Below are 23,166 nucleotides of genomic sequence, written 5' to 3'. Positions count from 1 at the left end.
CAGTGAAAATCGGATACTACGAGCGGCCGCCATCGACCGAGATAATCTGGCCGGAAACCCAGCCCGCAGCGTCGGATGCCAGGAACATGACCGTGTTGGCGATATCCTCCGGGTGGCCGAGGCGGCGGGTATGGATGCTCTCGACAAGGCGTGCCTGTCCCTCGGGCCCATAGCCTTCCCATTGGCGCTGTGTGGCCGGATTCGATAGGACGAAGCCGGGAGCGACGCTGTTGACCGTGACGCCGTAGGGTCCGAGTTCGAAGCTGAGCTGCTTCGTCAATCCGACGAGTGCATGCTTGGAAGCCGTGTAGGCTTGAATGCCCGTGAGGCTTGGGCGCAGACCGGCGCCGGATGAGATGTTGATGATGCGTCCGAATTTCTGGCTCTTCATGTGAGGGGCGACGGCCTGGGAGCACCAGAAGGCTCCATGCACATTGGCCTCGAAGAGAACCAGCCATTCCTGCTCGCTCACGTCCTCGACAGGCTTCGCTACCTGGCTACGAACGCCTCCGGCGCAGTTCACGAGGATGTCGATGCCGCCTAAGCTCTGGGCCATATCGTCTATGGCACGGGCAACGGCTGCACGGTCCGCGAGGTCGAGAGTGCGGGTAGCCTTGGCGCCGGCCTCAGTCGCGATACGCAAACCTGCCTCATCCAGGTCGAGAGCCCAGACATGCGCGCCTTCTGCGGCAAGAGACTGAACTATGGTGCGGCCGATGCCCTGTGCGGCGCCGGTTACGACGACGCGGCGATTGGCGAAATCGAGTTTCATGATGCGAGCATTTCGTCGAGAGTGGACCAGGATTGTTCGCGCCGACCATCTTCGATGTCGTGGATCAGGCTCACCAGCTTGTCGATGGCGGGAGTCGGAATGCCGGCCTCCTGACCGAGAGATCCGATAATGGCGATCTGTGCATCCACTTCGGTCTTGCGCTTGCGCACTGCGAGGTCGCGCCAGATGCCGGAATGAGTCTTGGCCGTGTGCCGGTTGAACTCCGCCATGTCGGACACCGAGCGGTGCGCAAGCGACTCGTCGGCCCCCGGCATGAAGAAGGTAGGCTCGAAGCCGTTGAAACCGAGAGGCTTCACGCCGCGCGCACTGGCGACAGCCATCACTTCCTGTCCGAGCTTGTGAAAGACCGGGAAGTGACGCTCGGAGGCGAGATTTTCCGACATTGAGGCGTTCGTGAGGGCGGTGGCGAACAGCAGCGAACCGTAACCGAGCTTGCCCCAGAGATAACCCCAGATATTATCCGTGAGCACCGCCTTCGGCTCGAAGATCGAGAGCAGGCGATGGTAGTCACGCACGGCGTCCATATTGTTCCCGTCGATGCTGCCCACCGCCACGGCGGCCCGGTTGCCGAAGAGAATACGGCCCGGCTCCAGCCAATCCGCCCCGAAATTGACGAAGCAGCCGATTGTGCGCTTAGCGCCGACTTCTTCGGCGATAATGATTTCATTCAGGCCGTTCTGCGCGGAGAGCACGGTGCCATCATCAGTGAGATGGGGCTTTAGTGCGCGCACGGCATCGCGGGTGTGGTGAGCCTTCACGGCGAGGATAACGCGCTTGAACTGGCCCGTCACGTCCTCCGGTATCGCGGCGCGAACGGCCTGCTGAAACGTCTCGACCGGGCCTTCGATGAGAAGGCCGTCGCGGTTCATGGCGTCCACATGCTCGCTGACGATGTCCACGAGCAGAACATCTTCGCCCGCGCGGGCGAGATAAGCGCCGAGCACGCCACCGATGGCGCCCGCACCCCAGATCAGGATCGTGTTCTCGTTCATCACCAGCTCTCGATCAGCGCACGGGTCTCGGCAATGGCAACCTGCCAAACGGCGTCCATATCCTCGTCGGAGCGCTGGTAACGTCCGCCGAAATTACCGTCTCCCAGAATTTCGCGAACGCCTTCAGGCCCGAAGGTACGCATCCGGTCCAGATCGGCCATGGGCTTTTGATGATCGGGCTGCGTGATGCCGGGGAGGCGCGTCCACGGAAAGTTTTCCATCCATGAGGCGTGCGACGCAACCGGGTCGATTTCCTTTACCTTCTCGAGGGTGCGCGGCGCATTCCACCAATTGTGGAACTTCACTCGGCAATCCGGATTCGTGCCCATCCACTCGATGGCGGCGGTGTGTCCGGGAGTATTGCCGCCGTGGCCGTTCACGAAAAGGATGCGGCGAAAGCCCGTGCGCTTCAGGGAGTCGAGAATATCCGTGATGATGCGCAGGTAAGTGTCGGCTTTGAGAGAGATCGTGCCAGGATAGGCCATGAAATAAGGCGTGATGCCGTAAGCCTGAACAGGGAAAACCGGAATTCCCAGCGGCCTGGCGGATTCGAGCGCGACTCGCTCGGCAAGGATGCTGTCGACGGAGAGGCTCAAGTAAGCGTGCTGCTCCGTGCAGCCGAGCGGAACGACGGCGCGGTCATCCGTCTTCAGGTATTCTTCGACCTGAAGCCAGTTCATCTCACAGATCTTCATGCAGGTTCTTCCTCTTGATTGTTGGTGGTTGAGCGCAGGCGCTCAAGCACGGGCAGCAGCGTCGCGCGGATCGCATGAGGATCCGGCACATAGCGAAATTCCATGGCGCGACGGTCCGGCGGAAGGAGTTCCTTGATGGTTGCTTCCGCGCCGCTGGCATAGACGGCGACATCGACGCCGGACAGGAAAGCCGCCAGGTCAGGTGCGTTGATGAGCCGGACTTCCACGTCCGAGACGTGCGGCGCGAAGCGCAGGACGCCCGGCTTCATGAGAGCCGTGAATTCCGGAAAGATGGATATGATGCCGATGCGGGCCATCGGATCGATCATCGCGAGTTGCCCGCGCGTTTCTTCAGACGGGATGAAGCTCAGGCCTACAACTGGGATGCCGCTTGGCACCAGATGCTCAACTTCGCCGCGACGATGGGCCAGCGTTACACAGATGTCGCAGGGCAGAGGGAATGACTCGCCGGCATGCAAAGCGTCTACGGTCGTCACGACGATACTATCGCCGATGCCGATGTGCTCCTGGATTCGATTTGCATATTGCTGGGTCGTATCGACGAAGTTGCCGACCATCACGAGACGCAGCGGGCGTGTCGGCGTCGGCCCACGTGCGGCGCGCGCATTGACCAGCGACGAAACGACCGATGGCGCCAAGCCCAGCTGCTCTGCTTCATTGAAGAGGAGTTCGACACGTCGTTGAATTCTGCGGATCGCATTGGATCGAAGGCCATCGCTGTTGTGCCCATCCCCTACGAATGTGCCGGCCCCGGGCTTCGCCTCAATGAGACCGGCCTCACGCAGCTCGCGATACACCGTCGCGACTGTCATATGCGCTATGCCAGCCCGTTCAGCCAGCTCCCGCACGGAGGGCAGCCGTTGGCCTGTGGGCAACTCACCGAGGGCGATGCCGAACTCGATCAGGCCGCGCAGCTGCACGCCCAAAGGCACCGGGAGCGACCGATCCAGGGCGCCAGCAAGGTTGCCCAGAATGCGATCTTCGGTCAGCTGTACTGTTTCAGAATAACAGTTGCTTTCAGAAGACCCAGAAGATGGCTGCGTTTTAGGCACTGTGCTGTTGACTTTTCTAAACTGAGTGACCTACCGTTCTAATCGATAAGAACACCTTGGACGAAAAGCCAGGGCGTTAGCAAGAGGGGAAGTGAATTGAACAAAACTTTCAAGTTGGGCGGATCGCTCGTTGCAGCTCTGATGCTGGGAACGGTGCTTGGTGGCGCAGTGTCGGCGCAAACGCTGACCATGGGTCTGCGTGCAGGCCCCGACTCCATGGACCCGCATTGGTCGACGCTTGGCAGCCAGGCGGAAGCTCTCCGGCACATCTTCGACACGCTCGTCATGTCGGACGACAATCTGCAGCTGAAACCCGGTCTCGCGACGTCCTGGAAGCCGATTGACGACACGACCTGGGAATTCAAGATTCGCGAAGGCGTGAAATTCCACGATGGATCCGAATTGACAGCCGAGGACGTAAAGTTCTCCATCGATCGTATCCCGGTCGTCACCGGCCCGATGAGCATGACGATCTACACGAAGCAGGTTGCGGAGACGAAGGTCGCCGACAAATACACCCTGCACGTTAAGACGAAGGCTCCTGCTCCCACCCTGCCGAACGACTTCATCCGCCTCTTCGTGGTGTCGAAGTCCGTCGGCATGGAGGCCCGCAACGAGCAGTTCAACTCCGGCAAGGCTGCCATCGGCACAGGTCCTTACAAGTTCGTCTCCTGGGAGCCGAAGGGCGATCTCGTCCTTGAACGCAGCGACAGCTATTGGGGCGAGAAGCAGCCGTGGCAGAAGGTGGTTCGCAAGGAAATCCCGAGCGATCCGGCCCGCGTGGCGGCGCTCAAGTCGGGTCAGGTCGATCTCGTCAACTATGTGCCTGCGACCGATTATGCAGCGATGCAGAAGGACAAGTCGGTGGACACGTTCGTCGCCGACTCGGTGTATTACCTGAACCTCACGCCCAACGTGAAAGAGACCCTGCCGAAGAAGGCGAAAGTCGACGGCAAGGAAATCGAAGCCAACCCGCTGCGCGATCCCAAGGTGCGCGAAGCCATGGATCTCGCCATCGACCGAAAGACGCTCGTTCGCGTCGTGCTCGAAGGCCTGGGTCGGCCCGCGAACCAGCTGATGCCGGCGACGTTCTTCGGCGGCAACAAGAACCTGCCGGAAAAGCCCTACGATCTCGCGAAGGCGAAGCAGTTGCTCGCCGATGCAGGCTATCCGAAGGGCTTCGAGCTAGACTTCCACTGCACCAACAACCGCCTTCCTGGCGACTCCGCCGTCTGTGAGGCTCTCGCTCAGATGTGGGCGCGCGCCGGCCTGAAAATCAATGCCAATGCCCTCAACGGCACGGTGTTCTTCCCGGCTCAGCAGAAGGGCGAGTTCTCCCTTTGGATGAGCGGTTGGGGTACACTGACGGGTGAGGCGAGCTACACCTACGGCTCGCTGGTGCACACAGCCGATCCATCGCTCGGCCTCGGCGCGTTCAACAAGCAGGGCTACTCCAACCCAGAGGTGGACAAGCTGCTTCAGGAAGGTAGCCGCACCATGGACGACACGAAGCGCCGCGCCCTCTTCGAAAAGGCGACGGAAGTCTCCATGAACGACCGGGCCCTGATCCCGACCGTTCAGCTGCAGACCGTGTGGGCAGCCAAGAAGGGCATGCTCACCATTCCGCCGCGCGTCGACCAGGAAACCCTGGCCTACGAGATCAAGCCGAAGAGCTGATCGTAAACACAGCCGGCCGGGAGTCCTGGCCGGTCGAACTGGGAGAGGGGCGTTGTCGTCCCTCTCCATTTATCGTTTGATCGTTCTTCCAAAAAGGCGATGCGGTTCCCACGGAATCTGGTTATCGCACAGCCGTGCACGAGACAGCATGATCGGTTTTTTTATTCAGCGTGTTCTTCAAGCGCTTATGGTCGTGATCGCCATGTCGATCATCGTGTTCCTTGGCGTTTACGCCATCGGCAACCCTATCGACGTGATGATCGACCCGGCGTCGGACCAGGCCCTGCGCGAGGCGCTCATTCAGCGCTACGGCCTCGATCGTCCTTTGATCGAGCAATATTTCGTATTCATGAGCAACATGCTCCATGGAGATCTCGGAGAGTCGTTCATCTATCGCCTTCCGGTGCTGAGCCTCATCTGGTCGCGCTTCCCGGCGACGCTCGAACTCGCCCTGACCGCGATGATGATCGCCACCTGTCTTGGAATTCCGCTTGGATTGTGGGCGGGTTACAAGCCGGAATCGCTCTCCGCCAAGGCGATCATGGCATTTTCGGTCCTGGGCTTCAGCGTTCCGAGTTTCTGGGTCGGCCTTCTCCTCATCATGACGTTTGCGGTCGAGCTCGGCTGGCTGCCCTCCGGCGGTCGCGGGCCGACGAGCACGGTCTTCGGCATTCCCATGTCGATCACCTCGCTTGAAGGTTGGAGCTATATCCTCCTTCCCGCCTTCAACCTCGCATTGTTCAAGCTCGGCCTGCTGATCCGCCTGACCCGTGCCGGAACCGCGGAGGTGATGAGTTCCGATTACGTGCGTTTCGCCCGTGCCCAAGGATTGTCCGAGCGCAAGGTCGTCGGTCTTCACGTGCTCAAGAACATCTCGATCCCCATCGTCACCGTGTTCGGCCTCGAACTCGGTTCGACGCTTGCTTTCGCGGTCGTCACCGAGACGGTGTTCAACTGGCCCGGCATGGGCAAGCTCATCATCGATTCCATCACCGTGCTCGACCGGCCCGTGATGGTCGCTTACCTCATCCTGGTGGTGTTCCTCTTCGTGTTGATCAACCTCATTGTCGACCTCGTCTATGGACAGCTCGATCCACGCATTCGCGTAAAGGCCGCGTCATGAGTAGTTCTCCCGCCTTCGCGGTTCCCGCCGAAACCGGCTGGACCAAGCTTTCCAACTTCTGGTCCGATTTTCGGCAAAGCCCTGTCGCGGTCGTTGCGCTCGTCGTCGTCGTAACTATCGTTCTGCTGGCGATCCTCGCGCCTGTCGTGGCTCCGCAGGATCCCTACGATCAGGGAGCGCTCGATCTTTTCGATGCGCGCCTGGAGCCCGGCGAGATCGGGTCGGGCGGCTATGTCCACTGGCTCGGCACCGATGCCGCCGGCCGCGATCTCTTCTCCGCGATACTTTATGGATTGCGGACCAGCTTGATCGTGGGCGTCATGGCAGGATCGTTTGCTCTGGTGCTCGGCACGACGGTCGGGTTGGTCGCAGCCTATTATGGCGGCCGCATCGAAGCGATCATCATGCGCATCATCGACCTGCAGCTCTCGCTGCCGGCAATCCTGCTGGCGTTGGTGCTCGTGGCCATGCTGGGGCAGGGGCTGATGCAGCTCGTCGCGGCCCTGGTAGCGGCGCAATACGCCTATTTCGCCCGTACTGCGCATGGAGCGGCGAGTGCCGAGCGGCGTAAGGATTATATCGAGGCCGCGCTCTCGACTCCGCTGCCAGCGCGGCATGTGCTCTTCCGCCATCTTCTGCCTAATGCCTTGCCGCCCATCATCGTGGTGGCGACGGTGCAGGTGGCGAATTCCATCGCCCTGGAGGCGACCCTGTCCTTCCTGGGGCTCGGGCTTCCCATCACCCAGCCTTCTCTGGGGTCGCTGATCTCGAACGGTTTCCAGTTCCTGCTTTCGGGCCGCTACTGGATCTCGATCTATCCCGGCATCGCCCTGATGCTGACCGTCGTCGCCATCAATCTCGTTGGCGATCAAGTGCGCAACGTTCTGAACCCGAGGCGCAGTCGATGAGTGACGCCGTTCTTCGTGTCAACAATCTCCAAACGCAGTTCCAAACGCGTGGCGGCGTTCTCAAAGCCGTCGATGGCGTCAGCTTCGCGGTCGCGCGTGGCCGCATCCTTGGTCTCGTCGGTGAATCCGGCTCCGGAAAAAGCGTCACTGGCTACTCGATCCTCGGTCTCATCGAGGCGCCGGGAAAAATCGCGGGCGGTGAGGTTCTGCTGAACGGCAAGGACCTCACGCGTCTCAAGGGGGAAGCCATCCGCCGGGTCCGAGGCGCTCAGATCGCCATGGTCTTCCAGGACCCGATGATGACGCTCAATCCGGTCCTCAAGATCAGTACGCAGATGATCGCGGCCGTGCGTGCGCACGACAGGGTCTCGAAGAAGGTCGCGCGGGAGCGTGCCAGGGATGCGCTTGCCAAGGTGGGCATTCCGAGCCCGGAGGAACGGCTCGATGCCTATCCGCATCAGCTTTCCGGCGGCATGCGCCAGCGCGTGGCAATCGCCATTGCGCTTCTGCACAACCCTGCTGTCATCATCGCCGATGAGCCGACGACGGCGCTCGACGTATCGATCCAGGGACAGATCCTTGCCGAGGTGCGCCGTCTCGCGGACGAAACCGGCACGGCTTTCGTGTGGGTGACGCACGACCTCGCGGTCGTGTCGAGCCTCGCCGACGACATCTGCGTCATGTATGCGGGACGCGTCGTGGAAACCGGCCCCGCCGCCGATGTGATCGCGTCCCCGCGCCACCCTTATACTGCGGGACTTCTCGCCTCGGTTCCGTCCGAGCATGAGCCCGGAGCACGTCTTCCGCAGGTTCCCGGCTCCACGCCCTCGCTGGCGAACCTGCCGCCTGGTTGCGCCTTTGCGCCCCGCTGCGCGAAGGCAGGCCCGGCCTGCACCACCACGCCACCCGTTCAACATTTCGATGATGGACGCACCGCCCTTTGCCATTATCCGATTGAGCCCGTTACATGCCAGCCGCTCTCCTTGACATCGACCACGTATCGAAGCGCTTCGTGAAGCTTCCGAGTCTCGGCGAGCGCATCGCCGGGATGCTCGGAGCAGGTACGAAAGCGGAAACCGTGCGTGCGGTCACCAATGTCAGCCTGTCCGTCGCCAAGGGTGAGGTCGTCGGCCTCGTGGGCGAATCCGGCTGTGGCAAGTCCACTCTCGGACGCATGATCGCGGGCATCTACACGCCCAGCGACGGCAAGATCCTTTTCGGTAATGCACCCGTCGCCAAGCAGCAGGGTCGGCGCACCCAGAAGCTGACGACCCGCGTGCAGATGATCCACCAGGACCCGTTCGCGAGTCTCAACCCGCGCATGCGTATCGGCGACACCGTGTCTGAGGGCCCCGTGGCTCACAAGATCATCAAGGCTCGCGAAGCCGATGGCTACGTGGCGGACCTGCTGGGGCGTGTGGGTCTCGATCCGAGCTATCGCCGTCGCTTTCCGCACCAGTTCTCCGGCGGCCAGCGCCAGCGCATTGCAATTGCCCGTGCGCTTGCCATGAAGCCCGACCTTCTGGTGCTGGATGAGCCTGTGGCTTCCCTCGACGTGTCGATTCAGGCGCAAGTGCTCAACCTGTTCATGGATCTGCGTCAGGATCTTGACCTGACGGGTATCTTCATCAGCCACGATCTCGGTGTCGTGCGGCACGTGTCAGATCGCGTCGCGATCATGTATCTCGGCCGCATCGTCGAACTGGCGCCGACCTCGGAACTCTACGCCAATCCAAACCATCCCTACACGCGTGCACTGTTCGAGAGCGTGCCGCGCATCGGTGTGGGGCGTAAGGATTTCCGTCCGATTGCGGGTGAGATCCCTTCGCCCCTCAACCCGCCGAGCGGCTGCCACTTCCATCCTCGGTGCCCATTCGCGGGCCCGCGCTGTAAGCGCGAGGCACCGCCGCTGGAGGCCATTGCACCGGGCCGCTTCTCCGCGTGCCATCTCAACACCGGCGGAACCGATTAAGACGAGAGCTTCAGGACATGACCCAGACTTCATCTCTGCAGGCGCTGCATGAGCGCATCGGCGCCGTCAACGACGTGCTCAACGCTACCTCCGTCCTCACATGGGACTCGCGCACCATGATGCCGGAAGGCGGCGCGGAGACGCGCGGCCATCAGATCGCGACGCTGACCCGCATCGCCCGTGATCTCCTCCTCTCGAATGAGACGCTGAAGGCGCTGGAAGCAGCTGAGCGCGCTGTCGAATCCTCGGCTGAGGATTCCGCCGAGCGCCGGATGGTCTCCCAGACGCGCCATGCGGTGGAGCATCACCGCAGCGTTCCCGCATCGCTTATCCAGGAGCGGGCGGCCCTGCGCACAGTCGCACAATCGGCCTGGATCGAGGCGCGCTCGAAGAGCAATTTCGCTACCTTCTCGCCATATCTTGCCAAGACGGTCGAACTCTCGCGGGCCTATGCCGACTGCATCGGGTGGAGCGAGCATCCTTACGATGCGATGCTCTCGATCTATGAGCCGGGGGAGACAGCCTCAAGCCTCAAAGCTTTGTTCGGGGAGCTTCGCGCCGGAATCCTTCCGATCCTCCGCGCGGCAACGGCGCGCCCCGCGCCTCGCTCGGACTTCCTGTTCCGTGATTATCCGGAGGAGGGGCAGCGTGCCTTCGGGTTGAAGGTTGCCCAGAAGCTCGGCTACGATTTCAAGCGCGGGCGGCTCGACACGACCGTGCACCCATTCGAGGTGTCGTTCACCCGCAACGACGTGCGCATCACCACGCGATATACCCGCAATTACCTGCCCGCTTCCATCTTCGGCACGGCCCATGAAAGCGGCCATGGACTTTACGAGCAGGGCGTCGATCCGGCTTATACGCGCACGACCCTCGCCACCGATCTGGTCGGCCTCTATGCAGTCGGCGGCACCAGCTTCGGCGCCCATGAATCGCAGTCACGCCTATGGGAAAACCACATCGTTCGCAGCCGGACGTTCTGGCAGCTGCACTTTCCGGAGCTACAGAACCATTTCCCGGAGCAGCTCGGCGATGTGAACGCGGAAGAGTTCTACCGCGCCGTTACGCGCATCGAGCCCGGCTTCATCCGGGTCGAGGCCGATGAGCTGACTTACGATCTCCACATCATGCTGCGCGCTGACATTGAGACAGCGCTCATGGACGGCTCCCTGCCGGTGTCGGACCTGCCGGCGGCGTGGAACGCGGCGATCAAGCGCGATCTCGATCTCAACGTGCCGGATGATGCCCGCGGCGTGTTGCAGGATGTGCATTGGTCAACGGGCTATATCGGCTCTTTCCCCACTTACACCATCGGCAACATCATGGGCGCGCAGATGATGGACACCCTGCGCAAGCAAGATGCTTCGCTCGACGATGCTATCGGGGCAGGGGAGTATTCGGGCCTGGCCGAGGCGTTGCGCACCAGGATCTGGCAGCACGGACGCCGCTTCAGCCGCGATGAGCTGTTGGAGCGCGAGACTGGCCGCAAGCTCGATCCAGCTCCCTACATCGCTTATCTCCAAGGCAAATACGCAGAATAACAGCGTTTCCTATGGCCAGTGCTCCAGCGCAGTAAGTGCTGCTCACTCGCTTAAAGTCTCAGGGCTGGCATGCCATGCTGTCTGCCTTCCTTCTTGAAGAGACCCACCATGATCTCGATGAAGTCCTGACAGAGGCGGGAATGCTGATAATGGGTCGGCCTGACGACCGCGACGTCGAAGGGAATACTTGGCCGGAATGGTCGACGCACGACACTGTTCGGGCTGAGATATGTTGCCGTGAAAGGATCGACGATGGAAACACCAAGGCCAGAGGCAACGAGGGCAATTGCACTTGCGGCTAGGGAGGTTTCCATCAACTCGTGCCGTGAGACCTGAGCCTCGGTAAATACCTGATCGATCTTGAGTCGGAGCGGACTGTTCCGCCCTAGGGAAATATACGGCAGATCCTGGAGGTCTTGTGGTTCGAGGAACTCCTTCTCCACGATGGGATAATGCGCCGGTACGACGCAGACTGCCTCCACATAGGGAAGCGGAATGAGATCTGCGCCAGGAAACTCACCAGTCACCTGAGCAAAGCCGACATCGAAATGGCGGCCCGCCACGAAGTCCAGGACGAGGCGTGAGTTTAGGCTCTCGAGAGAGATATTCACCGCTGGGCGGTCCGACTGAAATATGCTGATGGCCTGCGTGAGGCAGCTCAATGACAATGCGTTGATGGAAGCAATGCGGAGGCTGCCCACTTTAGCTTGGCGAAGGTCATTGGCGATCTTCGCAATGCGATCCATGCCGACATAAAAACGATCAACTTCCGTGAACAAGATCGTCGCTTCATGGCTCGGCACGAGGCGATTGCCTTCACGTCTGAAAAGCGTGAGCTTCAGATCCGCCTCAAGGTCCTTCACCAAGCGGCTTACGGCCGGTTGCGTAATCTTCAGAAGTTCTGCTGCCACAGTCATGCTGCCTGTCAGCATGACTGCTCTGAAAGCTTCGACCTGTCGTGGATTCAGTTGCATGAAGCATTACTCGTCGATTTAGACGCATCATATAGTCGTTCGTCTAAGATTTATTATTACGATGCGCTGCTTCTCTAAGGGTATACCCTGCGCATAACATATCGTTATGGAGATAGTAGGGCATATGTACTTGAATCATGCAACTCAGAAATGCCTAATCCCCGCACTTCGCTGGCTAGACATCATTGCAAGGCTCGCCAACAATCATGGTGACTTACATCCTCCGACGTCTGACGATGCTCATACCCATGTTGCTTGGGGTATCGGTCGCCGTCTTTCTCGTCCTTCATCTGATACCGGGCGATCCTGCGCGCATGGCTGCGGGACCCGATGCGACCGAAGCTGATATCACGCAGATCCGTGTCAACTACGGTCTCGATCAGCCCCTCACGATTCAATACGGCATCTATCTCAAGAAGCTTCTGCAAGGCGATCTTGGAGAGTCGTTCCAGACACTGGCTCCTGTGACAGAAGGCATCGCCAGAACGTTTCCGGCAACGCTCGAACTCACAATCGCCGGCATGCTGATTGCCGTACTGCTCGGTGTGCCGCTCGGCATCTATTCCGCTCTTCATCCACGCGGCGCAGCTGACCGTTTAGTGACGAGCATCGCGGTGCTCGGCATTTCGATGCCAGGTTTTTTCCTCGGCCTCATCCTGATGCTCGTCTTCGCATCCATGCTCGGCTGGCTTCCGCCTACGGGCAGGGGAGGCTGGTCGCACCTGATCCTGCCGAGCCTCACGCTCGGGCTGCCTTATGTCGCGACTTTCGCCCGGCTGACGCGCTCAAGCATGCTTGACGTTCTGTCCGAGGATTTCATCCGCACGGCGCGCGCCAAGGGTCTTTCGTGGCAAAAGGTCACCTATCGCCATGCCCTGCGCAATGCATCGATCCCGATCGTGACTGTGCTCGGCCTCGACTTCGGTCGTCTCCTGGGCGGCGCGGTCATCGTCGAAACCGTTTTCGCCTGGCCTGGCATGGGTCGCTACATGGTCGACGCGATCATGGTCCGTGACATCTATGTCGTGCAGGGAACCATTCTGGTGTTCGCTGCTGCCGTCGTCATCATCAACCTTCTTGTAGACGTGATTTATGGCATCCTCGACCCTCGCATCTCCTATGCCTAAGCCCGCCAAGTCGCAGGGCTTTTTCGGATACCTCCTGCGGCGGCGCAACTATGTCGCCATCGCAGCAGCGTTCATTACGATCGTCTTCGTACTGGCCGCCATCTTCGCCCCACTGCTTTACGACTGGACCGCCACCACGCGCGTCTCGCTCAGCACGGCGCTACTTTCGCCATCGGCTTCCTATCCGCTGGGAACCGATGAACTCGGTCGTGACATGCTGGCGCGTCTTGTCTGGGGCGCCCGCATCACCCTCGTGGTGGCGGTGGTGAGTGTCTCTATCGCGATGGTCATCGGCATCGTGATCGGCTCTCTCTGCGGCTATTATGAGAACTGGTTCACCAGCCTCGTGATGCGCTTCATGGATTTCATGATTGCGTTCCCGCGCACCCTGCTGGCGATCATCGTCGTCACGATCTTCGGCTCCGGCGTTCTCAGCCTCACGCTCGCCATCGGCATCTCGACGATCCCTGCGAATGTGCGGCTTTTCCGTGGGCCGATTCTGGCCCTGAAGCGTCGCCAGTTCACCATGGCAGCGAAGGCTCTGGGAGCCAAGGATTCGAGTATCCTGTTCTCCCACATCCTGCCGAACACCATGTCGCTGATCATTATTCAGGGCACACTCTCGCTCGCCGAGGCCATCCTCATCGGATCGGGCCTGAGCTTCCTAGGGTTGGGTCCGCAGCCGCCCACGCCCGAATGGGGTGCCATGATTGCGGCCTCCCGCGCTCACATAACGAGTCATCCGCACGTGATCTTCGCACCTGGCCTCGCTCTGTTCCTGGTCATCCTGAGCTTCAACCTCGTCGGCGATGCCTTGCGGGACTTTATCGACCCCCGTTCGCGCAAAGCACTCTGATTTTTCATGCAACTCCGAAATATAAGGAAAGAGGGACCAATGCACTTTTCGACGTTTACCCGCCGCTCCTGCCTTGGACTGGGCCTTGCCCTTCTGAGCGCCACCGCGTTCATGTCGCCGTCGACCGCACGGGCCGAGTTCAACCTGCGCGTCGTGCAGGGTACGGATGTGGACACGCTCGATCCAGCCGTGTCGCGCAGCACGCCGTCTCAGGTCGTATTCAACAACATCTTCAACACGCTCGTGCGCTGGAAGGACACCAAACTCACCGAGATCGTGCCCGATCTGGCCGAATCGTGGACGAAGTCGGAAGACGGTTTGAAGTGGACCTTCAAGGTGCGCAAGGACGTGAAGTTCCATGACGGCACGCCCTTCGATGCCGAAGCGGTAAAGTTCAGCCTGGACCGTATCGCCGATCCCGCCCTGGGCTCGCCCAATCGTTCGCTTTTTACCAATATCAGTCAGATTACCGTGGTCGATCCCCACACGGTGGAAATCGCGACGAAGGAACCGTCGCCGATGCTCCTCGAAATCCTGTCGGACGAGTATTCCTCCATCAACAGCCCGACAGCCATAAAGAATGGTGGCCGCGCCTATTCCCGCAATCCAGTCGGCACGGGCCCTTACATGATCTCGGAATTCATTCCAGGGCAGCATGTGATCATCAAGCGCAATCCCGATTACTTCGGCACGCCCGGCAAAGCCGACACCATGACCTTCCGCCCCGTGCCGGAAGCGGGCGCGCGCGTGATCGAGCTTGAGGCCGGAAATGCTGACATCGCGCTCAACATTGCTCCTGAATCTGCGGACAAGATCAAGCAGAACAGCAAGACCGAACTGGTCGTGGAGCCGAGCTCCTTCCAGATTTTCTTCGAGCTCAACACCACGAAGCCGCCCTTCGACGATCCTCGCGTTCGTCTGGCGATCAACCATGCCATCGACCGCGACGCCATCATCGAGAAGATCCTGAACGGCTACGGCAACAAGCCGGAAGGTATCTTCCCCGAAGGCGCGCAGGGCCGCTCCAAGCAGACGGCTTATCCCTACGATCCGGAAAAGGCGCGCAAGATTATCGCGGAAGTCTTCCCGGGCGGCTTCAAGGAGAAGATCGTCATGTGGACGCCCGCCGGGCGCTACATGAAGGACAAGGCCGTGGCCGAAGCCGTACAGGGCTATCTCAATGCCGTCGGCTTCGAGACCGAGTTCAAGGTCTGGGAATGGGCGACCTATCAGAAGACGCTCTATCGTCCTGAAGAGGGCAAGGGTACCGGCAAAGGCAGCAACGAAGCCAACATGTGGCTGCTCGGTACGGGCGTCACGAATGCGGATTGGCGCCTGCGCCGCAAGTTCTTCAGCACGGACGCATCGAACCTGACGGGCTACAACAACCCCAAGATCGATGAGTTGCTGAATAAGGCCTTTGTGGACATGAACTACGAGACCCGCATGAAGGCCTATGGCGATGTGCAGAGCATCGTCTGGAACGAAGCGCCCAACTCTCTCGTGCTGTTCGATCAGGTCCAACTCATCGGCACCTCCAAGGGCCTAAAGGGCCTGGAAGTCTTCGGCGATGAGATCGTGAAGCTCGATCAAGTCACGAAGCAGTAACAGCCGGGGAGGGGAATCCTCCTTGTAGCAATGATGGCTCAGGCGGCCCGCACGCCGCCTGAGCCGATCCTTCAAACCAAGAAATGACCCGACGCGGATTTTCCGCGAACGGCGAAGCCATGCCTCCGCCACTGATAAACTCTACTCTGAACTGGAAGTAACGATGAATAAGCCGGTGACCGAACGTGAAATCCTGCTGACCGAGGCCCGCCTCAGCAGCCCTCCGGCAGAAGGTCTGATCAAGTATCACGACATTCCGGGCCTTGCCCGTGAGAAGCGTCACTTCCGTGAGTTCAACCATGTAGATCTCGCTCATACTGTCATGCTCGCCGAACAGGGCATCCTGCCGAAGGATGTGGCCGGCGTGATCCTGAAGGGACTGCTCGAGCTGCGCCACATGGACCCGGCCACGTTTCCCATCGATCCCGTCAAGGGAAGCTTCCTGCTCCAGGTCGAAGCTTATCTCTTCGCGCGGATGGGCGAGGACATTGGCGGTCAGATGCATACGGGCCGCAGCCGCATCGACCAGGGCACCACAGTTCGCCGCCTCTACAAGCGCAATCGCATGCTCGATGTGCTCGACCAGCTGAATACATTCCGCGAGGCCCTCATCGCTAAAGCCGAGAAGCACTCGCGCACCATCATGCCGGGCTATACCCACATGCAGCAGGCGCAGCCCTGGGTGTTCGGCCATTACCTGCTCAGCATCGCGACGCGTTTGACCGAGGATTTCACCCGCATCACGGAGTCCTATGCTCGCGTGAACCTGAATCCGCTGGGCGCGGTCGGCCTGTCGGGCACGTCCTGGCCGCTGAACCGGCAGCGGACGACGGAGCTTCTTGGCTTTGCCGCTGTGCTCGAAAACTCCAAGCTCGGGCGCGAAGCCTTCTATGCGGCCGATGCCATCGGCGCGCTCTCCATCGCCATGTCGACCCTGAACGATCTCGCCACCGATCTTCACATCTGGTCGAGCACCGAGTTCGGCTTCGTGGAGTCGGATGACGCCTATTGCGGCACCAGCAGCATCTTCCCGCAGAAAAAGAATCCGGCCGGACTTGAGACGATCAAAAAGGTTGCCGGTGGTTCCGTGACCTGGCTCGCTACCGCGCTCGGCACCTTCCGCGCCGAAGGCACGGGCGATCAGGCGATGCGCGATCTTCCGCTCATCGACGATGCTCTCGAGGCGACTGAGGGCATGCTCGATCTCTTCACCGGCATCATTGCGACGCTGATTGTGCACGAGACGCGCATGCGTGAGGCGCTTAACGGCAGCTGGTGCACTGCGAGTAACCTTGCCGATGTCATTGTTCGCGAGACGGGCCTGTCCTTCAGGCAGGTTCACCATGTCGTGGCTCGCCTCGTACGCATCTGCCTGACCGAGAACATTACGCCCACGACGGTCACAGTTGAGGCACTGAACCGCGCCGCGCAGGAGACCATCGGCCGCGATGTGCAGCTTAGCCAGGAGACCCTGACGCGGGCCCTCGATCCTGAGAACTTCGTTCAGACCCGTGTGACAACCGGCAGCGTTGCCCCTGCCGAGGTGGACCGTATGCTGGAGGTGGCCAAGGTTCAGCTGGCGGATGGCCGTTCGTGGGTTGCCGCGGAACGTGCCCGGATCGGCGAGGCGATTGCCAAGCTCGATGCCGCCATCGACACCATCGTCTCCGCCTAACAGCAGGCGAACAGGACAGGCCGGAATAGAGGTACTACCCATGTCACTTCCCAACACTTCGGAAGCCCTGCTCGAGATCAAGGATCTGCGCGTTGATTTCCTGACCTCGGACAACAAAGTCCAAGCCGTGAAAGGTGTTTCTCTTCAGCTGAAGAAGGGTGAAACTCTGGCGCTGGTTGGGGAATCCGGATCGGGAAAATCAATCACCGCTCTGTCCATCCTGCAATTGCTTCCCTATGCGGTTTCCAACGAACAGACCGGCAGCATTCGTTTTGCCGGTCGCGAGTTGTTGGGTGCGTCGGAAAGCGAGTTGGAGGCCATCCGCGGCAACAAGGTCGCGATGGTCTTCCAGGAGCCCATGACCTCCCTCAATCCACTTCAAACCCTGGAGAAGCAGATCGGCGAGGTTCTGGCGCTTCATAAGAACATTCGCGGCGAGAAAGCTCGCGAGCGCATCATCGAGCTTATGACCCTCGTCGGCCTTCCGACGCCGGAGAAGCGGTTGAATGCCTTTCCGCATGAGCTCTCCGGCGGCCAGCGTCAGCGCGTAATGATCGCCATGGCTCTCGCCAACGAGCCTGACCTGCTGATCGCCGACGAGCCGACGACCGCGCTCGACGTGACCGTGCAGGCGCAGATCCTTAAGCTGCTCAAGAGCCTGCAGAGCCGCTTCGGGATGGCCATGCTTCTGATCACGCATGATCTCGGTGTCGTCCGCAAGATGGCGGACCGCGTCTGCGTGATGAACAAGGGCGAGATCGTGGAAGCCGGCGAGACCGAGCAGATCTTCGTGGACCCTCGTCACGCCTATACCAAGCACCTGTTGGCGTCCGAGCCCAAGGGACAGCCCATTCCGACGGAGACGGATGCTCCCGTCATCCTCGAAGCCAGCGACATGAAGGTCTGGTTCAATATCAAGGGCGGCTTCCTGCGCCGCACGGTCGCTCATGTGAAAGCGGTCGATGGGATCGACCTGACGGTCCGTCGCGGACAGACGGTCGGCGTCGTCGGCGAAAGCGGCTCAGGTAAATCCACGCTAGGCACCGCCATCCTGAGACTGATCGAGAGTGAAGGATCGATCCGTTACCAAGGCAAGGAGCTGCAGAGCTTGGACAAAGACTCCTTGCGCGAATTGCGGCGGGAGATCCAGATCGTTTTCCAAGACCCCTATGGCTCTTTGAGCCCACGCAAATCCGTGTCGGCCATCATTGGCGAAGGATTAAAGATCCACAATATCGGAACGTCCGAAAGCGAGCGGGAACAGATGATCGCTTCCATTCTCGAAGAAGTCGGTCTCGATCCGTCTGTTCGCGACCGTTATCCGCACGAATTCTCCGGTGGTCAGCGTCAGCGCATCGCCATTGCACGCGCGATGATCCTGAAACCTAAATTCGTCGTTCTCGATGAACCCACCTCGGCACTGGACATGTCGATCCAGGCGCAGATCATCGACCTGCTGCGGGACCTGCAGAAGAAGCACAATCTGGCATACCTTTTCATCAGCCACGATCTCAAGGTGGTGAAGGCCTTGTGTGAAGAGATCATCGTCATGAAGTCAGGCAAGGTTGTCGAGCGCGGAGAGGCTGCCAACATCTTCAATGCGCCACAACATCCGTATACGCAGGCACTCCTGAAGGCGGCGTTCGATGTCGTCGCGGATACAAGTGGCGCAGTCGCATCCTGATCTCTCCCATATCCCCTGCTGGAAACGAGTTACACATGATTGATCTGCGCAGTGACACGGTCACGCGTCCTACCAAGGGCATGATCGAAGCGATGAACGCGGCCCCTGTTGGTGATGACGTGTGGGGCGACGACCCATCGGTGATCGCGCTTCAGGAAGCAGTCGCCGAGCGCGCCGACAAGGAGGCTGCTCTCTTCTTCCCGTCCGGCACACAGAGCAATCTCGCTGCTCTCATGGCCCATTGCCAGCGGGGCGACGAGTATATCGTCGGTCAGGAGGCCCATACCTATAAGTACGAAGGTGGGGGCGCCGCGGTGCTTGGCAGCATCCAGCCGCAACCGATCGAGAACGCCCCGGACGGGACGCTTCCTCTCGACAAGGTACGCGCCGCCATCAAGGCGGACGATTATCACTTCGCGCGGTCCAGGCTTCTGGCACTTGAAAACACGACAGGTGGCAAGGTTCTTCCTTCCACCTATGTGGAAGAAGCGGCGAAGTTCGCTCGCGACAATGGCCTTATCTTCCACCTGGACGGCGCGCGTGCCTGGAATGCGGCGATTGCTAGCAACAACAGCCTGTCAGAGATCTGCGCGCCTTTCGCCTCTGTATCCTTGTGCTTCTCGAAAGGCATGGGCGCTCCGGTTGGCTCGGTTCTTGTCGGCAGTCAGGATTTCATCAAGGAAGCGCGCCGCTGGCGTAAGGTTCTTGGCGGCGGCATGCGGCAGAGCGGCTATCTTGCCGCCGCTTGCCGATATGCCCTCGATCATCATATGGATCGCCTGGCCGAAGATCATGCGAATGCGGCACGTTTGGCGGATGCGCTCCAAGCCGTCGAGGAAGTCGAGGTCGTCTCATTGGCGACGAATATGCTTTTCGTGGGCATCCCGGCGGAACATTGTGCCGGCCTGCAGGCTCATTTGGATCAGAAAGGTATTCTTGCCGCGATCGGCCCCGTGGCCCGTTTTGTGACACACCTCGGTATCAGCTCAGACGATATCGGTATGGTCGGCGCCGCGGTGAAGAGCTATTTCAGCTCGGCTCCGAGTTATGTCGGTGGGACCGCAAACTCATCGTCGCTCTACGGCTCGAGGCTTTAAACGGGTAGCGTGAGCTTACCCGCCATTTCTTTTCGTGATGCTGGCCCCAAGGGAGAGGGCGCTTTCCAATTTGGACGCTGTCTGCTGAAGAGCATTAATTCGCTCCGGCATGGAGTCGTCCATGATCCGCTGTAGGGGGCCCGTCACGCCCAGAGCATGAAGAACCTGGCCGTCAGGCTGCTTGATGGGTACCGCGAGCGCAGCAAGTCCCTCGTCGATCTCACCGATGCAGGTCGCATAGTTGCGCTCACGCACCTTGGCGAATTCGCTCTCGATCCAGGCTGTATCCGTGCGTGTGTTGGCTGTGAACTTTGGAAGCGTTTCGCTCAAGACCTGCTCGATGAGGGAGGCGCCCTGAAAGGCCATGATCGCCTTTGCGGTTGCGGCGGCATGCGGCAGCATCTCGATGCCGGGCTGGACATATCCGCGCCAGCGCACCTCGGGCGATACCGATACCGCAACGAGGACGCGGCGCCCGACGATACGGGTGAGGTAACAAGTCTCGCCCGAAGTCTCGACAAGTTCTTTCAGGTGAGGGCGCGCAAGGGCGGTGATCCAGCCGTCATCGGCAGCCGCATGGAGATGGCGCCCCAGCCGAGGACCGAGGTTGTAAGACCGGTTGCGGCCTTGCCCGCTTTGAACAAGATCGGCACGTTCCAAGCCTTTGGAGAGGCTATTCCCCCGGCCTTGAACGAGTCTGCGACCAAGCAATTGGCTCTGAGCTCCGCGTTCGGAATGCTGACAGAATCCGAGATCGATCTGGCCGAGCTTCTTGCAAGCAGGCTCCCCTCGGACGGTCAGGTTCGTTTCGCGAATTCCGGCCCCGAAGCGGTCGTGATGGCGCTGAAGGCGGCGCGCGCATTTACCGGGCGTCCGAAGATCGCCAAGTGTGCAGGAGCATATCATGGCTCCTACGATTATGCCGAAGTGAGCCTTGATCCTAAACCTGAGGCTTGGGGTGGCAACGTACCTGTTTCGGTGGCATACGCAAAAGGAACGCCTGAGAACGTTCTCGCCGATGTGGTGACGATCCCGTTCAACGATATCGACGCTGCGGTCAGCCTCATTCGCGAGCATGGCCCGAGCCTCGCCTTCGTGCTCGTGGACCCCATGCCGAACCGCGCGGGATTGGCACCTGCCGACAAGGCGCATCTTCAGGCGCTACGCGAGGTCACGCGAGGTTGGCGCTCTCTTGATCTTCGACGAGGTGATCACCTTCCGCCTCGGGTATCACCGTGCTCAAGGGCTGTGGGGCATCGACCCCGATCTCACGACTCTCGGCAAGATCATCGGAGGCGGCTTCCCGGTTGGCGCTATCGGTGGGCGTGAGGACGTGATGGCCGTGTTCGATCCTAGCGCCGGAAAGCCCGCGCTCCCGTATGGCGGTACATTCTCAGCAAATCCCGTCACCATGCGCGCTGGTTTGGCGGCGATGGAATTGCTTGGTGAAGCGGCCTTCGCCCGTCTTGACGCGATGGGTGATGCGGTGCGCTCGGAGATCAACGAGGCATTTCGACGGCAGAATATTCCAGGCGGCGCGGTTGGTCTCGGGTCGCTCCTGAAGATCCACTTTACCGACAAACCTGTGAGGGATTATCGGTCGGCCTATATGAGCGATGCGGAGTCCCGCCAGCTTGCCGCGTTCAATCTCAACCTACTCAATAATGGCATCCTTGTGGCGAGCTACGGTCTCATGGCGCTCTCGACGCCGATGACCGATGACGATGTGCAGGAAATCGTATCGGCTGTCTCCAACTCGCTGGAGGCCCTGCCGTCTACAGCCTGATTGCGAACGGACTGCATCTCTCAAAATCTTTTTCCGACCATGATCCACTCAGCCAAGTTCTGAGGGCAGAGAAGCTCTGTCCCTATGACGAGGAAGTCAACAATGTCGACAACAGTCGATCCAATTACCCGCTCGGTGGTCCAGCATCGCTTCAGCTCGATTGTCGCCGAGATGGGCGAAGCGACGCTGCGGACCTCCTATTCGCAGATCCTGAACTCGAGTCGCGATTTCTCCCTCGCGATTTGCGACACGAAATGCCGCCTCGTCGCCCAGGCGGATCACATCCCCGTCCATGTGGGAGCATTGCCCTGGGCCGCGCACGCCGTCGAGGAACGTTTCCAGGATATTCGCCCCGGTGACGTGTTCTTGCTGAACGATCCCTATCACGGCGGCAGTCACCTGCCGGACCTGACGGCGTTCGTTCCGGTCTTCGATGGCGAGCGGCGCCTGTTCTGGACCATCGTGAGAGCGCATCAGAGCGATATCGGAGGCGCCACCCACGGCGCATATAACCCGAACGCGACCGAGATCTGGCAGGAAGGCCTCAGGATTCCACCAATAAAGCTCTATGAGGCGGGGAGGCTGCGCGAAGACCTTCTCGATATGCTTGCTCTTAATGTCCGCAATCCGCGTGACTTCAGGGGCGATCTCGCAGCGATGGTGGGTGCCGCGCATCTCGGCGAGCGCCGCTTGGCGAAGCTCTTCGCGGAGTTCAGCTCGGAACTCGTCGAGGAGGCGATCGAGATGATCCTTGACGCCGCGGAGCAGCAGGCGCGCGCCGTGGTCTCGACATGGAAGGACGGCGTCTTTTACGGCGAGGCTTTCCTGGACGATGACGGTTTTGGGCGCGAGAACATCCGCATTACCGCCAAGGTGACGAAAAGCGGCAGCGATGTCGAAGTCGATCTCACGGATTCGGATCCTCAGGCGATCAGCTTCGTCAATTCGTCCCATGCCAACATGCAGGCGGCGGTCGTCATGGCCTTCGCATATCTGATCGACCCTGAAACACCCAAGAGCTCCGGCGCATTGCGTCCACTGAAGATCGTCGCGAAGCCGGGCACCATCGTCTGGGCGGACCCCGGGCGTCCGGTGACGTTGTGTACGAGCCATCCCTCCAACGAGATCGTCGAGGCGGTTGTGAAGGCGCTTGCCGCCTCCTGTCCTGACCGCGCGATGGCCGGTTGGAGCCGTCGCTTCCGCATCGCCATTCAAGGAGAAGACCCGCGCACCGGTCGCGAGTTCATCTGGCACATGTTCCACGCCCGGCCGGGCGGTGGCGCATCCTCCGAGGGCGACGGCTGGTCGTCCATCGGTGAGTGGCATACCGCCGGCGGCATCAAGTTCGGCAGCATCGAAGTCGCTGAAGCCCGCTTCCCGCTTCACTTTAAGCATCATGAATTACGGGCGGATTCCGGGGGTGACGGACAATATCGCGGCGGACTCGGCGTAGCGCTCGATCTCGTCGTGGAGACTGCAAAACCTGCACGCGCCAACACCGCTGGCGACGGCGCGCGACATGGTGCTTCTGGGCTGCTGGGGGGCGCCTGAGAAACGAAGCGAGGAGGCGCGCAGGCGCGATCTC

The 23,166-nt window shown here is 60.4% G+C and carries 19 protein-coding genes and 1 pseudogene; 14 read left to right on the top strand and 6 right to left on the bottom strand.

All coding sequences use genetic code 11. The features are described 5' to 3' along the window. Window positions 1–16: 16 nt before the first annotated feature. The 4 genes from AB4Y85_RS14390 to AB4Y85_RS14375 are packed head-to-tail and all read right to left on the bottom strand — an operon-like array spanning window position 17 to window position 3,421. Window positions 17–772: an SDR family NAD(P)-dependent oxidoreductase gene (locus AB4Y85_RS14390; RefSeq protein ID WP_441985595.1), complete on the bottom strand. Its 756-nt coding sequence runs from the start codon at window positions 770–772 to the stop codon at window positions 17–19. Then, window positions 769–1,785, bottom strand: coding sequence for a ketopantoate reductase family protein (locus AB4Y85_RS14385; RefSeq protein WP_441985594.1), 1,017 nt, complete (start codon window positions 1,783–1,785; stop codon window positions 769–771). The genes AB4Y85_RS14390 and AB4Y85_RS14385 overlap by 4 nt, the downstream gene beginning before the upstream one ends. Beyond that, entirely contained in the window at window positions 1,785–2,480 is a 696-nt protein-coding gene (locus tag AB4Y85_RS14380) for a creatininase family protein (protein ID WP_441985593.1), read from the bottom strand. The genes AB4Y85_RS14385 and AB4Y85_RS14380 overlap by 1 nt, the downstream gene beginning before the upstream one ends. Then, on the bottom strand, window positions 2,477–3,421 hold the full coding sequence (locus AB4Y85_RS14375) for a GntR family transcriptional regulator (RefSeq protein WP_441985592.1): 945 nt from the start codon (window positions 3,419–3,421) through the stop codon (window positions 2,477–2,479). The genes AB4Y85_RS14380 and AB4Y85_RS14375 overlap by 4 nt, the downstream gene beginning before the upstream one ends. A 228-nt stretch (window positions 3,422–3,649) precedes the next feature. Between AB4Y85_RS14375 and AB4Y85_RS14370 the strand changes: the two genes are divergently transcribed. The 6 genes from AB4Y85_RS14370 to AB4Y85_RS14345 all read left to right on the top strand — a co-directional run bounded on the left by AB4Y85_RS14370 (window position 3,650) and on the right by AB4Y85_RS14345 (window position 10,774). Then, window positions 3,650–5,230, top strand: coding sequence for an ABC transporter substrate-binding protein (locus AB4Y85_RS14370; protein WP_441985591.1), 1,581 nt, complete (start codon window positions 3,650–3,652; stop codon window positions 5,228–5,230). A 148-nt stretch (window positions 5,231–5,378) separates the two neighbouring features. Continuing rightward, entirely contained in the window at window positions 5,379–6,353 is a 975-nt protein-coding gene (locus tag AB4Y85_RS14365) for an ABC transporter permease (RefSeq protein WP_441985590.1), read from the top strand. Beyond that, entirely contained in the window at window positions 6,350–7,261 is a 912-nt protein-coding gene (locus tag AB4Y85_RS14360) for an ABC transporter permease (protein WP_441985589.1), read from the top strand. The genes AB4Y85_RS14365 and AB4Y85_RS14360 overlap by 4 nt, the downstream gene beginning before the upstream one ends. Then, the gene (locus tag AB4Y85_RS14355) at window positions 7,258–8,277 is read left to right on the top strand and encodes an ABC transporter ATP-binding protein (protein ID WP_441985588.1); all 1,020 of its coding nucleotides are present in this window, start codon (window positions 7,258–7,260) and stop codon (window positions 8,275–8,277) included. Before AB4Y85_RS14360 ends, AB4Y85_RS14355 begins: the two co-directional genes overlap by 4 nt. After that, complete coding sequence (locus AB4Y85_RS14350; RefSeq protein ID WP_441985587.1) at window positions 8,229–9,233, top strand: ABC transporter ATP-binding protein; 1,005 nt, start codon at window positions 8,229–8,231, stop codon at window positions 9,231–9,233. The genes AB4Y85_RS14355 and AB4Y85_RS14350 overlap by 49 nt, the downstream gene beginning before the upstream one ends. A gap of 17 nt (window positions 9,234–9,250) precedes the next feature. Further along, window positions 9,251–10,774, top strand: coding sequence for a carboxypeptidase M32 (locus tag AB4Y85_RS14345; RefSeq protein WP_441985586.1), 1,524 nt, complete (start codon window positions 9,251–9,253; stop codon window positions 10,772–10,774). A gap of 50 nt (window positions 10,775–10,824) precedes the next feature. Here AB4Y85_RS14345 and AB4Y85_RS14340 read toward each other — a convergent pair whose 3' ends face one another. Beyond that, a complete protein-coding gene (locus tag AB4Y85_RS14340; protein WP_441985585.1) occupies window positions 10,825–11,748 on the bottom strand; it encodes a LysR substrate-binding domain-containing protein in 924 nt (307 codons plus the stop codon). Between the two features lie 206 nt (window positions 11,749–11,954). On the opposite strand from AB4Y85_RS14340, the gene nikB reads away from it, so the two are divergent. The 6 genes from nikB to ltaE all read left to right on the top strand — a co-directional run bounded on the left by nikB (window position 11,955) and on the right by ltaE (window position 19,795). Beyond that, window positions 11,955–12,875, top strand: a complete 921-nt coding sequence (gene nikB, locus AB4Y85_RS14335) for a nickel ABC transporter permease (RefSeq protein WP_441985584.1) — start codon at window positions 11,955–11,957, stop codon at window positions 12,873–12,875. Further along, window positions 12,868–13,731: an ABC transporter permease gene (locus AB4Y85_RS14330; RefSeq protein ID WP_441985583.1), complete on the top strand. Its 864-nt coding sequence runs from the start codon at window positions 12,868–12,870 to the stop codon at window positions 13,729–13,731. Before nikB ends, AB4Y85_RS14330 begins: the two co-directional genes overlap by 8 nt. Before the next feature lie 39 nt (window positions 13,732–13,770). Next, entirely contained in the window at window positions 13,771–15,339 is a 1,569-nt protein-coding gene (locus AB4Y85_RS14325; RefSeq protein WP_441985582.1) for an ABC transporter substrate-binding protein, read from the top strand. A 163-nt stretch (window positions 15,340–15,502) separates the two neighbouring features. Further along, on the top strand, window positions 15,503–17,014 hold the full coding sequence (argH, locus tag AB4Y85_RS14320) for an argininosuccinate lyase (RefSeq protein ID WP_441985581.1): 1,512 nt from the start codon (window positions 15,503–15,505) through the stop codon (window positions 17,012–17,014). A 40-nt stretch (window positions 17,015–17,054) separates the two neighbouring features. Beyond that, entirely contained in the window at window positions 17,055–18,698 is a 1,644-nt protein-coding gene (locus tag AB4Y85_RS14315; protein WP_441985580.1) for an ABC transporter ATP-binding protein, read from the top strand. 35 nt (window positions 18,699–18,733) lie between these two features. Beyond that, window positions 18,734–19,795: a low-specificity L-threonine aldolase gene (ltaE, locus tag AB4Y85_RS14310; protein ID WP_441985579.1), complete on the top strand. Its 1,062-nt coding sequence runs from the start codon at window positions 18,734–18,736 to the stop codon at window positions 19,793–19,795. A 15-nt stretch (window positions 19,796–19,810) separates the two neighbouring features. Here the strand turns inward: ltaE and AB4Y85_RS14305 are convergent, their stop codons facing one another. Further along, window positions 19,811–20,506 (bottom strand): IclR family transcriptional regulator, encoded by a 696-nt coding sequence (locus AB4Y85_RS14305; protein ID WP_441985578.1) that lies wholly within the window; start codon window positions 20,504–20,506, stop codon window positions 19,811–19,813. A 24-nt stretch (window positions 20,507–20,530) separates the two neighbouring features. Here AB4Y85_RS14305 and AB4Y85_RS14300 point away from each other — a divergent pair. After that, window positions 20,531–21,581 (top strand): annotated as a pseudogene (locus tag AB4Y85_RS14300) (aspartate aminotransferase family protein). A 102-nt stretch (window positions 21,582–21,683) separates the two neighbouring features. Then, the gene (locus tag AB4Y85_RS14295; protein ID WP_441985577.1) at window positions 21,684–23,132 is read left to right on the top strand and encodes a hydantoinase B/oxoprolinase family protein; all 1,449 of its coding nucleotides are present in this window, start codon (window positions 21,684–21,686) and stop codon (window positions 23,130–23,132) included. The last annotated feature ends 34 nt before the right edge of the window (window positions 23,133–23,166 follow it).

It is taken from the genome of Microvirga sp. 2YAF29, assembly GCF_052114605.1.
Taxonomy (GTDB): Bacteria; Pseudomonadota; Alphaproteobacteria; order Rhizobiales; family Beijerinckiaceae; genus Microvirga.
This window is presented reverse-complemented; position numbering and strand designations above follow the sequence as displayed.

Coding starts and splice junctions, on each gene's coding strand:
- AB4Y85_RS14390 (WP_441985595.1), bottom strand. CDS start 772: ATGAAACTCGATTTCGCCAATCGCCGCGTCGTCGTAACCGGCGCCGCA.
- AB4Y85_RS14385 (WP_441985594.1), bottom strand. CDS start 1,785: ATGAACGAGAACACGATCCTGATCTGGGGTGCGGGCGCCATCGGTGGC.
- AB4Y85_RS14380 (WP_441985593.1), bottom strand. CDS start 2,480: ATGAAGATCTGTGAGATGAACTGGCTTCAGGTCGAAGAATACCTGAAG.
- AB4Y85_RS14365 (WP_441985590.1), top strand. CDS start 5,379: ATGATCGGTTTTTTTATTCAGCGTGTTCTTCAAGCGCTTATGGTCGTG.
- AB4Y85_RS14360 (WP_441985589.1), top strand. CDS start 6,350: ATGAGTAGTTCTCCCGCCTTCGCGGTTCCCGCCGAAACCGGCTGGACC.
- AB4Y85_RS14355 (WP_441985588.1), top strand. CDS start 7,258: ATGAGTGACGCCGTTCTTCGTGTCAACAATCTCCAAACGCAGTTCCAA.
- AB4Y85_RS14350 (WP_441985587.1), top strand. CDS start 8,229: ATGCCAGCCGCTCTCCTTGACATCGACCACGTATCGAAGCGCTTCGTG.
- AB4Y85_RS14345 (WP_441985586.1), top strand. CDS start 9,251: ATGACCCAGACTTCATCTCTGCAGGCGCTGCATGAGCGCATCGGCGCC.
- AB4Y85_RS14340 (WP_441985585.1), bottom strand. CDS start 11,748: ATGCAACTGAATCCACGACAGGTCGAAGCTTTCAGAGCAGTCATGCTG.
- nikB (WP_441985584.1), top strand. CDS start 11,955: ATGGTGACTTACATCCTCCGACGTCTGACGATGCTCATACCCATGTTG.
- AB4Y85_RS14330 (WP_441985583.1), top strand. CDS start 12,868: ATGCCTAAGCCCGCCAAGTCGCAGGGCTTTTTCGGATACCTCCTGCGG.
- AB4Y85_RS14325 (WP_441985582.1), top strand. CDS start 13,771: ATGCACTTTTCGACGTTTACCCGCCGCTCCTGCCTTGGACTGGGCCTT.
- argH (WP_441985581.1), top strand. CDS start 15,503: ATGAATAAGCCGGTGACCGAACGTGAAATCCTGCTGACCGAGGCCCGC.
- AB4Y85_RS14315 (WP_441985580.1), top strand. CDS start 17,055: ATGTCACTTCCCAACACTTCGGAAGCCCTGCTCGAGATCAAGGATCTG.
- ltaE (WP_441985579.1), top strand. CDS start 18,734: ATGATTGATCTGCGCAGTGACACGGTCACGCGTCCTACCAAGGGCATG.
- AB4Y85_RS14295 (WP_441985577.1), top strand. CDS start 21,684: ATGTCGACAACAGTCGATCCAATTACCCGCTCGGTGGTCCAGCATCGC.